Consider the following 12,432-nt stretch of genomic DNA (forward strand, 5'->3'; position numbering starts at 1 on the left):
GGAAGTGGGGAGCGTGATGGGCGAGCAGGTGCGGGCGACGCTGCGTGACCTGCTGCACCTCCGCGAGGCACGCGGCGCCCACCGGGTCGCGTTGCGGGCCGGCGTCAGCGTCCTCGTGCCGTTGCTCGCGGTGCTGGCGGCCGGCCACCCCGACTGGTCCCTGTACGCCGCGTTCGGCGCGTTCACCTCGCTCTACGGGCGCAACCACGTGCACCTGTCCCGGGCGGCGATGCAGGCGAGCGCCGGGGCGGCCCTCACGGTGTCGGTGGTGCTCGGGGTGCTGGTCGGCTCCCTGGAGTCGCGCGCGTGGGTCGCGGTGCCCGCCGCGGCGGCCGTCGCGGCGGCGGGTGCCGTGCTCGCCGCCGCGCAGGACTGGCACCCGCCGGGACCGCTCTTCCTCGTCTTCGGGTTCGGCGCCGCGGCATCGGTGCCGCACGCGGTCTCCGACGTGCCGACCGCGGCGGCGGTGGCCGGGCTCAGCAGCCTGTTCGCGCTGCTCGTCGGTGCCGTCGGCAGCGTGCTGCGGCGGCAGCGCAGCCGCCCCGCGCGGCTGCGGCACGTCTGGACCTGGGAGCCGGCGCGGTACGCCGTCGCCGTGGCGCTGGCCGGCGGCGCGGCGACGGCCATCGGGATCGGGCACCCGTACTGGGCGATGGTGGCGGCCGTCGCGCCGCTCAGCGCCCAGGGCGTCACCGCCCAGTTGGTGCGGGCCGGGCACCGGATCGTCGGCACCCTGCTCGGGCTGCTGACCAGCGCGGCCCTGCTCGCGCCGGGGTTCTCGCCGGTCACCACCGTCCTGGTGGTGGCGGTGCTCCAGATCGTCACCGAGCTGCTGGTCGGGCGCAACTACGGGCTCGCGCTGCTGTTCATCACGCCGTTGGCCCTGCTGATGGGCCAGCTCGCGGCGGCCCGTCCGGTGGGGTCGCTGCTCTTCGACCGGGGCGTCGAGACGGTGATCGGCGCTGTCATCGGCGGGGCCATCGTGCTGTGCCAGCCCTGGCTCCGGCGCCGCGGCGTCGCGGCCGGCCCCGCCGAGCAGGTCTGACCGGCGGGAAGGCCCGATGCCCGGGCCGGCTGGCGGTCAGGCCGGGCCGAGGAGGTCCCAGAGGTTGCCGGCGATGTCGCGGAACACCGCGACCCGGCCGTACGGCTCGGTGCGCGGCGGTCGCGTGAACTCGACGCCCGCCTCGACCATCCGGCGGTGGGTGGCGTCGAAGTCGTCGACCTGGAGGAAGAAGCCGACCCGGCCGGCGACCTGGTCGCCGACGGCCCGCGCCTGCCGCTCGCCGTCGGCGCGGGCCAGCAGCAGCCCGGTCTGCGCGCCGGGCGGTCGGACGACGACCCAGCGCTTCGGGCGGCCGTCGTTGGTCAGCGACGGCGAGTCCTCGACCAGATCGAAGCCGAGCACTTCGGTGAAGAAGTCGATGGCCGGGTCGTACTCGGCGACGACGACGGTTACGAGATCGATCCGCACGGGCGGCGCTCAGGCCGCGACGAGGGTCGGCAGGTGTCGCTCGACCACCGGCAGCACGTCGGCCACGGTGACCGGGCGGCCCAGCTCGGCGGTGAGCGAGGTGACGCCGGCGTCGCGGATGCCGCAGGGCACGATCCGGTCGAAGTACGTCAGGTCACAGTCGCAGTTGATCGCGAAGCCGTGCAGGGTGACCCCGCGGGCGACGCGGATGCCGATGGCGGCCACCTTGCGGGCCGGGCCCCGGTCGTCCTCCGGCACCCAGACCCCGCTGCGCCCGTCGATTCGGCCGGCGGCCAGCCCGAACTCGGCGCAGACGTCGATCAGCAACTGCTCGGTGCGGCGGACGTAGGCGACCACGTCCACCGGGTCGGGCAGCCGCATGATCGGGTAGCCGACGAGCTGCCCCGGGCCGTGCCAGGTGATCTTGCCGCCCCGGTCGACGTCGACGACCGGGGTGCCGTCCATGGGGCGGTCCCACGGCTCGGTGCGCTTGCCGGCGGTGTAGACGCTCGGATGCTCCAGCAGCAGCACCGTGTCGCCCTGCTCGCCGGCCACCACCGAATCGTGCAGCCGGCGCTGCTCGTCCCAGGCGGCCTGGTAGTCGAGGACACCGGTGCGGACGGCCGTGAGGCCGGAAGTCTTCGTGCTCACGCGCCAAGCCTAGACCCGTACCGGCCGGTCACCTTCGGTGACGCGGCTCACCACGGCGCTCATCCCTGCGGGACCCGCCACAGCCAGACGTCGTCCACCCGCTCGGGCGGGCCGAGCAGCGCGGTCACGGTGCGGCGGATCGCGTCCTCGTCGACCGGCCACTTCGCCCCGTGCACCTCGTCGGCCAGCACGACCGTCTCGATCCGCCAGTGCCGCAGGTCGGCGCGGGTCTCCTGGACGCTGCCCTCGGTGATGATCGGCACCAGCCCGCTACGACCGGCCTGGTCGACCAGGGTGCCGAACGGGCGCGGCGGCGGGCCGATCCGGCCCCGGCCGTCCGGGCCGCCGGGGCCGAGGAAGAAGCCCGACGGGATGGCGAACTCGCCCTGCCGGTGCGCCAGCGCGTACGCCTGCCAGCGCTGCCCGTCGGGGTAGACGTCGAGGGTCAGCGGCACGGGGGTCAGCACGCCGCCCGGGGAGACGTACTCCCGCCAGGTGCCGGCGGTGATGAAGCGCGGGATCGGCTCGCGTTCGATGGTGAGCAGCGGGGTCGGCAGCAGCGGCACCAGCGCCACCGCGAAGCTCGCCCACCAGGCCACCCGCGCCGGGCGGCGCGCGGGCGGATCGGCCCGCAGCTGGTCGACGGCGTACGCGAGCAGCACCCCGATCACCGGCGCCACCACCAGCGCCAGCCGGGCGGGCAGGGCGGCGTTCACCACCGGCAGGTGCCCGAGCAGGTCGAACGGCATCGGCAGGTCGACACGGTGCCCGTCGACCTTGGCCTCGGGGCCGAAGGAGAGCACGGTGAAGACCACGGCGGTCACGCCCAGCGCCCACAGCGTCGCCCGGCGGCCCGCGTCGGCCCGGCGCCACAGCGCCACGAAGCAGGCGACGGCGAGCAGCAGCAGCGGGATCCCGAAGAACGAGTTCTCCTCGGTCGGGTTCGGGGCCAGCCGGGTGCCCAGCCCCACCTCGCCGGCCAGCGAGCGGCGCGGGTACGCCCCGAACGCGACGACGTCCTCGGAGTGGATGACCGCGTCGAAGCCGGTGCCGTGGAAGCGCTGCGGACCGGCGAAGTGCAGCCACAGCGGGTACGCCAGCAACACCCCGGCGACCACGGCGGTCACCGCGAGCCCGCGCAGGAAGGCCGGGAGCACCGCCCGCGCCTCGGCGCGGCGGGCCGGGTGCAGCGCCCAGACGGCGACGAAGACGCCGAGCGCCAGCGCGGTGAAGAAGAGCCCCTCGGCGGCGATGGAGAAGGCGACGGCGACGAGCGCGCCGAGGATCGCGCCGTCGCGCAGCGGGCGCCGGGAGCCGCGCAGGGCGAACGTGCGCCAGACCAGCAGCGGCACCAGCCAGCCGGAGGTCCAGTTCAGGTGGGCGTTGGCGTGCGACACCATGCCGGGGGAGAAGCCGATGAACAGCCCGCCGACCGCGGCGGCGAGCGGGCTGCGGGCCAGGTGCCGGGAGAGCAGCCAGTACCAGGCGAGCGCGGTGGCGGCCAGGTTGAGGGTGAGGATCACCAGGAACGTGGCCGGCGGCCCGATCAGGTACGTCAGGGGGGCGAAGACCACCGCGTACACCGTGATCGAGGTGTTGACCGCGAGGTTCACCCCGTCGGGGACGTTGACGAGGTGGGTGAAGAGCGGGTTGTCGCCGTGGGTCACCGCGTGGCCGCCGAAGGCCAGCAGCCACTCGAAGAGCGCCTGGTCGCTGGAGTTGACCGTGATGGCGCGGACGTTCGGGTCCCGCCAGAGCCCGCTGGTCACCCAGACGGCGAGCGCCAGCGCGACCAGCGCCACGATCAGGTCGGCCCGACGGTCGCGGACGGCACGGGGCGGCGAGGCCGGCGAAGGCGCCAGGGACGGGGAGGTCGGCACGCAGCGGACGTTACCAACCGGACCTGGACACCTCGGTCAGGACGCACATCCTGCCGTCGGTGAATGTGTGAGCGTGGCCCATGTCACATCATCGACACATCGACGTAACGTCGCGGCAATTCGCGGGTGACCCAGTTCACAACCCGTCCCCAGGAGGATCCCGTGCGCCGCTCGTCCCTGTTCACCCGGCTGACCGGTGCGGTCGCCGGGCTGGTCCTCGCCGCCACCGCGGTCGTGACCCTCTCCACCCCCGCCCAGGCCGCCACCCTCACCCAGGTCACCGGCTTCGGCTCCAACCCCGGCAACCTCGCCATGTACGCGTACCGGCCGGACAACCTCCCGGCCGGAGCGCCGGCGGTCGTGCTGCTGCACGGCTGCACGCAGAACGCCTCCGGCTACTTCGCCAACTCCGGCTGGCGCAAGTACGCCGACCAGTGGAGGTTCGCCCTGATCGTGCCGCAGCAGTCCAGCGCCAACCAGCAGCTGAGCTGCTTCAACTGGTTCGTCGAGCAGGACATCACCCGGGGCTCCGGGGAGGCACTGTCGATCAAGCAGATGGTTGACTACGCCAGGAACAACTACGGCACCGACCCCGGCCGGGTCTTCGTCAGCGGGCTCTCCGCCGGCGGGGGGATGAGCGCGGTCATGCTCGCCACCTACCCGGACGTCTTCGCCGCCGGATCGGTCATCGCCGGCCTGCCGTACCGCTGCTCGCCGCCCGCCTCCACCAGCACCTGCCAGTACAGCGGGGTGAACAAGACCCCGCAGGAGTGGGGCAACCTGGTCCGGGCCGCCCACCCCGGGCACACCGGCCCGCGCCCCCGGGTCGCCATCTGGCACGGCACCTCGGACTACACCGTCGTGCCGGCCAACGCCACCGAACTGCGCGACCAGTGGACCAACGTCCGGGGCGTCTCGCAGACCCCGACCAGCACCGCGTCGCTGCCCGCCAACACCAGCCTGGAGGTGTACGGCAACAACGACGTGCGGGTCTACCGGATCTCCGGCATGGGCCACGGTGCCCCGGTCGACCCGGGCTCCGCCGCCGACCAGTGCGGCACCGCGGCTCCCTACATGCTGGACACCATCTGCTCCGCGTACCACGACGCGGTCTTCTTCGGCCTGAACGGCGGAACCGAGCCCAGCCCGACGGCGAGCCCCACGGCCTCCCCGACGGCGAGCCCCACCACCGCGCCGACCTGCGTCACCGCCAGCAACTACGCGCACGTGACCGCCCGCCGCGCCTACCAGTCCGGCGGCTACGCCTACGCCAACGGCTCGAACCAGCGGATGGGCCTCTACAACACCTTCCAGACCAGCACGCTCAAGCAGACCGGCCCGAACTACTGGGTGATCGGCTGCTGATCCCATCTCACCGGCGTTGATCATGAAGTTGTTGCCACCCCGCCCGGAGTGTCGTGGCAACAACTTCATGATCAACCAGGTTGGGGGAGTGGGATCGTCAGTCGGTCAGGGCGGCGTGGAGGGCGCCCGCCAGCTCAGGGTGGCGGTAGGTGAAGCCGGCCTCGGTGAGCACGCCGGGGAGGACCCGGGTGCTGGTCAACGCCTCGTGGGCGAAGCCGCCGAGCGCCACCTTCAACGCCAGCGCCGGGATCGGGACGACCGCCGGCCGGCGCAACTGCCGGGCCAGCTCGCGGGTGAAGTCGGCGTTGGTCACCGGGGCCGGACCGACCACGTTGACCGGCCCGGCGACGTCGTCGCGGGCCAGCAGGAACAGCACGGCCTCCAGCCAGTCGACCAGCGAGATCCACGGCAGCCACTGCCGGCCGCTGCCGAGCCGCCCGGCGATCCCCAGGCGGAACGGCAGTAGCTGCGGCTTGAGCATCCCGCCGTCGCGGTGCAGCGGCAGCCCGGTGCGCAGCCGCACCACGCGTACGCCCGCGTCCTCGGCCGGGCGGGTCGCGGCCTCCCACACCCGGCAGACGTCGGCCAGGAAGCCCTCGCCGGCCGGGGCGTCCTCCTCGACCGTCCGGTCGCCGGTGTTGCCGTACCAGCCGACGGCCGAGCCGTTGAGCAGCACCCTCGGCCGGTCGCCGTCGGGCAGCCCGGCGACGGTGACCGCCAGGGTGGTGGTCGTGTCGACCCGGCTCGACCGGATCACCTGCCGGTACCCGTCGTTCCACCGTTTGTCGCCGACGCCCGCGCCGGCCAGGTTGACCACCGCGTCCGCCTCCGCCACCGTCGCCGGGTCGAGCTGCGCGGCGGCCGGGTCCCACTGCCGCTCGTCGGGGGTGCGCGCTGGTCGGCGGACCAGTCGGGTCACCTGGTGCCCGTCCGCCGTGAGCCGGTCGACCAGCCGGGTGCCGAGGAAGCCGGACGCGCCGGCCATGAGGATCCGCATGCCCATATCTTCGGACACGGACACCGCATCGGACACGTCGAGCCGCTCACCCCGTCACCCGCAGGCCGGCCAGGAGTCCTTCGAGATCTTGGTAGGAAATGGCCCCTGGAGGGGCCGTTTCGTACCAAGATCTCGCAGGGACTGGACCAACGTGGCGCCGGGACGCCGAAAGCGGGGTCAGGGCGGTCGACGAGGCAGGGCCCAGCCCAGGAAACGGTCGAAGAGTTGGGTCGGCTCGGGGCTGTCGTCCGGGTGGAGCGTGTGCAGGTGACCGGCCGCGTCGTGCAGCAGGCCGCCGAGGTGGATCAGCAGCGCGATCCGGTCGTGTGCGTACGCGTGCAGCAGGGCGAGTCGCGCGGGGCCGCAGGGCCATGGCGCGCCGCATCCCCGGCAGAGCCAGAGCGGTCGCAGCGGCAGGTGGGGTCCGGCGCTCGTCACCAGCGCCCGCCGTTGGCCCGCCAGGTCTGCGCGGGCGTCAGCCGGCCCACCCGCCCCACCTGCGGGTTAGCCCGGGTCACCTCGTCCCACCACCGGCTGTTGCGCGGCGGCGGGGCGGGTGGCTCGGTCGGCACGGGCAGGCGTCGGTCGGGGCACGCGCGCCAGCGCAGGCCGCACGAGCACCAGCGCCGCCAGCCCCGCCACGTCCGTCGGTGCCGAGGCGCGAGCGGCACCGGCTTCGCGTTCCGCCACCGGCTCGCCGCCATGTCAGCGCCTCCCAGCGGGTACGCGGACGAGCCGGTCGCCGCGCGCCACCAACTCGTCGACGGCCTGGTCGGTGAGCCCCCGGGAGCGCAGCACCCGTCGCCCCAGCGGTGCAGTCGACAGGGGTACGGGGTGCGGTCGCCGCGGCACAGCGGCCCGGCCGGCCAGGACTCGGGGGCATGCACCAGCACCGCCCGGATGGCGAGTTTGAGGTCTTCGGCGGTCACGTACCAGGGCACCGGCAGTTCGCCGAGCACCCTCTCCACCGCGTCCACCGGCTGGCCGGTCACGGGCACGTCGTCTCCTTCGGAACGGGTCGCGGCGCCGAGGCGGGCGGGGGCAGCCGTTGCGCGGGCGGCTGGAGCCCGGCACCCGCCCCGGGCCTGCTGGCGGGCCCGCCACCGTGCGGCGGGCAGGGTGTGGCACCCGGCCGACCTCGGGGGATTGGGCCGGCCGGGCGCGTTTCACGGAACGACCAGTTCCGGTTTGCAGACCTGGGAACCAGTCAACGAGAGCTTTGCACGACATGTTGTACAAAGCAAGGCTCGGCTTGTCCTTACTTGTCGTGCCAAGTTGTTCATGGTCGAATGGCGGTGCAGACCTGGGAGTGTGAATGCCCGCCAAGCCGAAATGGGCGCAGCTCGCCGACCACATCCGTGCCCGGATCGAGTCAGGCGAGTGGGCGCCGGGAGACAAGCTGCCGTCCACCGCGCAGCTCAAGGAAGAGCACCGGGTGTCGCAGACGGTCGTGCGTCAGGCGATCCTCGTGCTCCAGACGCAGGGGCTCGTGGAGGGAGTGCACGGCGTAGGCGTGTTCGTCGCCGAGCGGCCGACGGCCTGACCTCGCCTTACCCGTACCCGAAAGTCGGTGGCTCAGGCGGTGGCCAGGCGGGTCAGCACCGGCGTGAGCGGGTCGAGAGCGTCGGCGCGGACGACGAACCGGGTGACGCCCCAGCGGCGCCGGTGCGCGGCGACCGCCGCGACGATCTCGTCCTCGGTGCCGGCCAGCACGAACGGCGTGGCCAGCAGTTCGGCGGAGGTCAGGCCGGTCTGCTCGGCGAACTCGGCGGTGGCGGCCTCGGCGTCGTCGGTGACGGCGACCAACTGCACGAGCGCCTCCAGTGCGGGCGGCTCGGCCCGCCCGGCCGCCCCGGCCGCGACGCAGGCCAGTTGCGCCTCGATGTCCGCCTCGTGCCAGCGCACCTCGTGCATGTAGCCGTCGGGCAGGGTGCGCCCCAGGCCGGCGAGCCCGACCACGTCGGCGTGCGCGCCGGCCCAGCGCAGCATCGCGGAGTTCGCCGTGCCGAGGGTCAGCGGGATCCGCCGCTGCACCGGGCGCGGCTTGTCCAGCCGCGCGGCGCGCGCCACGAGGTCTGGGGAGTCGACGGTGACCTCCTCGCCGTCGAGCAGCGCGCGGACGGCCTCGGCGACGGCCAGGCAGCGGCGCACCCGACCGGCGACGTCGGGGCGCTCCCGCCCGACCGCGTGCCACTCGGCCGGGGTGTGGCCGGCGCCGATGCCGAGCCGGGCCCGGCCGCCGGAGAGCAGGTCGAGGGTGGCCACGTCCGAGGCGAGCAGCATGGGCTCGCGGATCCCGGCGTTGGAGACGTACGAGCCCAGCTTGATCGTCGAGGTCACCGCCGCCGCGGCGGCCAGGGCGACGAACGGCGACGTCGTCCTGCCGGGGTGGTCGGCGGTGGACAGGGTGTCGAAACCGGCCGCCTCGGCCCGCCGGGCCAGGTCCAGCCAGGCCGGGCCGTCGGACGGGCTCGCCTGGAGGGAGAAGATCGCCATGGGCCCCACCCTGCCGGGCCCGGGGCCGCCCGGCCAGCCCGACGCCGGCAATTCTGCTACCGGCAGACTCAATCCGGGTCGGGCTGCGGGGCGGAAACCCCGAAGCCGCCGGGGGCGACCGACGACCGTCAGAGGGGCGTCAGGTCGAGGGCTCCTCGGGGGCGGGCTCGCGCCAGCGGGCCCGCCAGGCGGCCTCGTACGCCTCGTGGCTGGTCTTCTCCTCGAAGACCCTCTCGCGCAGCGCGCGGCGCTCCTTCGCCTTGACCAGCACCTCCACCCCCACCAGCCCGACGCAGATGGCGGTGAGCAGGGCGAGGGTGGCCAGCCCCGGCAGCACCAGGCCCACCGGGATGGCGGCGGCGAGCAGCAGCACCGCGCCGACCCTGGTCCAGTAGACGGTGCGCAGGGTGCGCGCCTGGAAGAGCATGTTCGCGGAGAGGTAGCAGATCACCCCGCCGAAGAGCAGTGGGACGCCGGGGCCGTGCGTCGGCTCGCTGTACGGCACCTCGGGGTCGGCGATGTCGCGTACGACCTCCTCCGCGCCGAGGGCGAACAGGATGATCCCGGCGATCATCGGCAGGTGGAGATAGGCGTACGCGTCCCGGGCCATCGCCACCCGCGGCCGGCCCTCGGCCGTGTGCAGGGCGATCCGGGCGGCCGGGCCGACCACGTCGTAGTGCGCCCACCAGAGGGCGGCGGTGAAGAAGATGCCGAGCACCGCCGCCGCCACCGCGGGCCAGGTCGGAGGCTGACCAATCAGGTTGCTGCCGACGCCGACCGAGATGACCGACTCGCCCAGCGCGATGATCAGGATGAGGTCGTACCGCTCGGTCCAGTGCTCGGCGGAGGTCACCGTCCAGCCCCAGGCGCCCGCCACCAGGCCCATGCCGTACTGGAGCACGACGACACTGATCCAGAGCCCGTCCCGCACCAGCACGGCCCGGCCCGGGTCGTCGATCTGCGGCGGGATCAGCGCGGCGGCCGTGAGCAGCAGGGTGCTGATCGTCAGTTCGGGGGAGTACTTCAGCAGCAGCCGGCGCTCGCCGGGCTTCTCCTGCGCGACGTGCCAGTACAGCAACAGGTGTACGCCCCGGATCACCACGTAGCTCACGGCGACCACCATCGGCCCGGCGGCCACGTCCTTCGTGTCGCCGAACGCCTGCGGCAGGGACAGCGCGAAGCAGAACAGCGCGGCCATGCCGACGACCATCAGCACCGGCACGAAGCCCTCGCCCAGCCGGACCCGGGTCGCCACCACGCAGTGCACCACCCAGCACCACCAGAGCACGGCGAGCACCAGCAGGGCGTGCAGCAGCTGACGGGCGGAGATGTTCTCGGCGGTGGCTCGGGTGATGATGAAGAACGAGAAGACGAAGACCAGGTCGAAGAAGACCTCGAACCGGTCGACCCGGGCGCCGGGGGCGATCGAGACGGCCGGTCCCAACCGCTCCTGCCACCGGAAGCCGCCCACCAATCCACTCTCGCAGCGCCCCGGCCGCGTCGGGCCGGAATCGGGCCACGGCCGGCCCCGGCCCCGGCAGGGCGGCGGCGCGTCGGGCGCGGGCGGAACTGGCGTGGCGTCGGCGTGCGGGCTCCGGCGCCTGCCCGGGCTCGCCGGCTTCTGGGGCGAGACGTTTCGCGGGGCCGAGGACGACGAGGGCGCCCCGGTCCGTGACCGGGGCGCCCTCTGTGCCGTCGTGCGGGACTACAGGCCCAGCTCGGCCTCGAAGTTGCCGGCCTCCAGCCGCTCCTTGACCGCGACCAGGAAGCGGGCGGCGTCCGCGCCGTCGATCAGCCGGTGGTCGTACGACATGGCCAGGTAGACCATCGACCGGACGGCGATGACCTCGCCCAGCTCCGGGTCGTTGACCACGACCGGACGCTTGACCACGGCACCCGTGCCGAGCATCGCCGACTGCGGCGACGGCACGATCGGGGTGTCGAAGAGCGCGCCCCGGCTGCCGGTGTTGGTCAGCGTGAAGGTCGCGCCCGCGATCTCGTCGGGGCTGATCTTGTTGGTGCGGGTGCGCTCGGCCAGGTCGGCGATCCGCTTGGCGATGCCACCCAGGTTCAGGTCGCCGGCGCCGTGGATGACCGGGACCATCAGGCCGCGCTCGGTGTCCACCGCGATGCCGAGGTGCTCGGCGTCGGGGTAGGTGATCGTGCCCGCCTCCAGGTCCATGCTGGCGTTGACGATCGGGTAGGTCTGCAACGCCTCCACGGCCGCGAGGGCGAAGAACGGCAGGAACGACAGCTTCACGCCGTGCCGCTGCTGGAACGCGTCCTTGGCGCGGGCCCGCAGCTTGGCGACCTTGGTGACGTCCACCTCGACCACGGTGGTGAGCTGCGCCATCTCGTGCAGCGACTGCTGCATCCGCTTGGCGATGGTGGCGCGGATCCGGGGCAGCTTCTCGGTGGTGCCGCGCTTCGCGCTCGGCTGCGGCCGGGCGGCCGGCTTGGCCGGGGCCGCCGCGGCGGCGGGCTGCGCCGGGGCCGGCGCGGCCTTGGCCGCCTTGGCCTTCTCCGCCGCGTCCAGCACGTCCTGCTTGCGGATCCGACCGCCGACGCCGGTGCCGTTGACCGAGGCCAGGTCGACGCCGTGCTCGCTGGCGAGCTTGCGCACCAGCGGGGTCACGTAGCCGGCCGCCTCCTCGCCGCCCTGGGCGGCCGCCGGGCGCTGCGGGGCGGGGGCCGACGGCACCGCCTTCTGCTCGGCCTGCGCCGGCTGCGCCGAGGTCTCGGCCTCCGCCGACGGCTCGTTGTACGACAGGCCCGGGGTCGGCTCCTCGACCTTGGGCTCCGGCTTGGCCTCGGCCTTCGGCTCCGGCTTCGGCTCGGGCTTCGGCTCGGCCTTGGGCGCCGGCTTCGGCTCGGGCTTCGGCTCGGGCTTGGCCGGGGCGGCGCCGGCGGCACCGATCACGGCCAGGTCCGCGCCGACGGCGGCGGTCTCGTCCTCGGCGACCTTGATCTCCAGGACGGTGCCGGCGACCGGCGACGGGATCTCGGTGTCGACCTTGTCGGTGGAGACCTCCAGCAGCGGCTCGTCCACCTCGACGGTCTCGCCGACCTGCTTGAGCCAGCGGGTGACCGTACCCTCGGTGACGCTCTCGCCGAGGGCCGGCATCTTGACCGGGGTGCCCTCGCCCGACGGCGCCGGGGCGGCCTGCGCCTGCGGCTCCTCGACGGCCGGCTGCTCCGCCTCGGCCTGCGGCTCCGCGGCGGCCTCGGCGGCCTCCTCGGCCGGCTCCTCCTGCTGCTGCGGGGCGGCCTCGCCGCCGCCGGTGGACTCGCCCTCACCGGCGATCACGGCCAGCTCGCTGCCGACCTCGGCGGTCTCGTCCTCGCCGACCACGATCCGGCTCAGCACGCCCGCCGCCGGGGACGGGATCTCGGTGTCGACCTTGTCGGTCGACACCTCGAGCAGGGGCTCGTCGACCTCGACGGTGTCGCCCTCCTGCTTGAGCCAGCGCGTGACGGTGCCCTCGGTGACGCTCTCACCGAGCCGGGGCATGGTGACCGATACCGGCATGTTCTAAGACTCCTTCATTCCCCTGGTGGGATCATCGCCC

Annotated in this window: 12 protein-coding genes; 3 read left to right on the forward strand and 9 right to left on the reverse strand. The window is 73.8% G+C overall.

Annotated elements, in window-relative coordinates; translation table 11 throughout:
- Positions 1 to 16 precede the first annotated feature (16 nt).
- Entirely contained in the window at positions 17 to 1,045 is a 1,029-nt protein-coding gene (locus ACFY23_RS07480) for an FUSC family protein (protein ID WP_350679785.1), read from the forward strand.
- A 36-nt stretch (positions 1,046 to 1,081) separates the two neighbouring features.
- Here ACFY23_RS07480 and ACFY23_RS07485 read toward each other — a convergent pair whose 3' ends face one another.
- Genes ACFY23_RS07485 through ACFY23_RS07495 form a run of 3 tightly spaced genes read right to left on the reverse strand, consistent with a single transcriptional unit; the run spans position 1,082 to position 4,005 of the window.
- The gene (locus ACFY23_RS07485) at positions 1,082 to 1,474 is read right to left on the reverse strand and encodes a VOC family protein (protein WP_350679787.1); all 393 of its coding nucleotides are present in this window, start codon (positions 1,472 to 1,474) and stop codon (positions 1,082 to 1,084) included.
- A gap of 9 nt (positions 1,475 to 1,483) precedes the next feature.
- The gene (lipB, locus tag ACFY23_RS07490) at positions 1,484 to 2,125 is read right to left on the reverse strand and encodes a lipoyl(octanoyl) transferase LipB (RefSeq protein WP_350679789.1); all 642 of its coding nucleotides are present in this window, start codon (positions 2,123 to 2,125) and stop codon (positions 1,484 to 1,486) included.
- Positions 2,126 to 2,184: 59 nt separating this feature from the next.
- On the reverse strand, positions 2,185 to 4,005 hold the full coding sequence (locus ACFY23_RS07495; protein ID WP_350679791.1) for a DUF2079 domain-containing protein: 1,821 nt from the start codon (positions 4,003 to 4,005) through the stop codon (positions 2,185 to 2,187).
- A gap of 162 nt (positions 4,006 to 4,167) precedes the next feature.
- Between ACFY23_RS07495 and ACFY23_RS07500 the strand changes: the two genes are divergently transcribed.
- Positions 4,168 to 5,370, forward strand: coding sequence for a PHB depolymerase family esterase (locus tag ACFY23_RS07500; protein WP_350679793.1), 1,203 nt, complete (start codon positions 4,168 to 4,170; stop codon positions 5,368 to 5,370).
- A gap of 97 nt (positions 5,371 to 5,467) precedes the next feature.
- Here the strand turns inward: ACFY23_RS07500 and ACFY23_RS07505 are convergent, their stop codons facing one another.
- The 3 genes from ACFY23_RS07505 to ACFY23_RS07515 all read right to left on the reverse strand — a co-directional run bounded on the left by ACFY23_RS07505 (position 5,468) and on the right by ACFY23_RS07515 (position 7,365).
- Positions 5,468 to 6,367 carry a TIGR01777 family oxidoreductase gene (locus tag ACFY23_RS07505; protein WP_350679795.1) on the reverse strand — a complete coding sequence of 300 codons (900 nt, stop codon included), beginning with the start codon at positions 6,365 to 6,367 and terminating at the stop codon, positions 5,468 to 5,470.
- A 177-nt stretch (positions 6,368 to 6,544) separates the two neighbouring features.
- Entirely contained in the window at positions 6,545 to 6,829 is a 285-nt protein-coding gene (locus tag ACFY23_RS07510) for a hypothetical protein (RefSeq protein ID WP_387036795.1), read from the reverse strand.
- Entirely contained in the window at positions 6,802 to 7,365 is a 564-nt protein-coding gene (locus tag ACFY23_RS07515) for a hypothetical protein (protein ID WP_350679797.1), read from the reverse strand. The genes ACFY23_RS07510 and ACFY23_RS07515 overlap by 28 nt, the downstream gene beginning before the upstream one ends.
- 317 nt (positions 7,366 to 7,682) lie before the next feature.
- Between ACFY23_RS07515 and ACFY23_RS07520 the strand changes: the two genes are divergently transcribed.
- On the forward strand, positions 7,683 to 7,910 hold the full coding sequence (locus ACFY23_RS07520; protein WP_350679799.1) for a winged helix-turn-helix domain-containing protein: 228 nt from the start codon (positions 7,683 to 7,685) through the stop codon (positions 7,908 to 7,910).
- 32 nt (positions 7,911 to 7,942) lie between these two features.
- Here the strand turns inward: ACFY23_RS07520 and ACFY23_RS07525 are convergent, their stop codons facing one another.
- The 3 genes from ACFY23_RS07525 to sucB form a co-directional block, all read right to left on the reverse strand.
- Positions 7,943 to 8,863: a TIGR03621 family F420-dependent LLM class oxidoreductase gene (locus ACFY23_RS07525; RefSeq protein ID WP_350679801.1), complete on the reverse strand. Its 921-nt coding sequence runs from the start codon at positions 8,861 to 8,863 to the stop codon at positions 7,943 to 7,945.
- Between the two features lie 139 nt (positions 8,864 to 9,002).
- Entirely contained in the window at positions 9,003 to 10,334 is a 1,332-nt protein-coding gene (locus ACFY23_RS07530; RefSeq protein WP_350679803.1) for a low temperature requirement protein A, read from the reverse strand.
- 234 nt (positions 10,335 to 10,568) lie between these two features.
- A complete protein-coding gene (gene sucB / locus ACFY23_RS07535; protein WP_350679805.1) occupies positions 10,569 to 12,392 on the reverse strand; it encodes a 2-oxoglutarate dehydrogenase, E2 component, dihydrolipoamide succinyltransferase in 1,824 nt (607 codons plus the stop codon).
- Between the last annotated feature and the right edge of the window lie 40 nt (positions 12,393 to 12,432).

Source organism: Micromonospora sp. NPDC000121 (assembly GCF_042899165.1).
Lineage (GTDB): Bacteria > Actinomycetota > Actinomycetes > Mycobacteriales > Micromonosporaceae > Micromonospora.

What these genes read in the sequence shown, in the direction of transcription:
- ACFY23_RS07480 (WP_350679785.1), top strand. Translation starts at nt 17, where the DNA reads ATGGGCGAGCAGGTGCGGGCGACGCTGCGTGACCTGCTGCACCTCCGC.
- ACFY23_RS07505 (WP_350679795.1), bottom strand. Translation starts at nt 6,367, where the DNA reads ATGCGGATCCTCATGGCCGGCGCGTCCGGCTTCCTCGGCACCCGGCTG.
- ACFY23_RS07520 (WP_350679799.1), top strand. Translation starts at nt 7,683, where the DNA reads ATGCCCGCCAAGCCGAAATGGGCGCAGCTCGCCGACCACATCCGTGCC.
- ACFY23_RS07525 (WP_350679801.1), bottom strand. Translation starts at nt 8,863, where the DNA reads ATGGCGATCTTCTCCCTCCAGGCGAGCCCGTCCGACGGCCCGGCCTGG.
- sucB (WP_350679805.1), bottom strand. Translation starts at nt 12,392, where the DNA reads ATGCCGGTATCGGTCACCATGCCCCGGCTCGGTGAGAGCGTCACCGAG.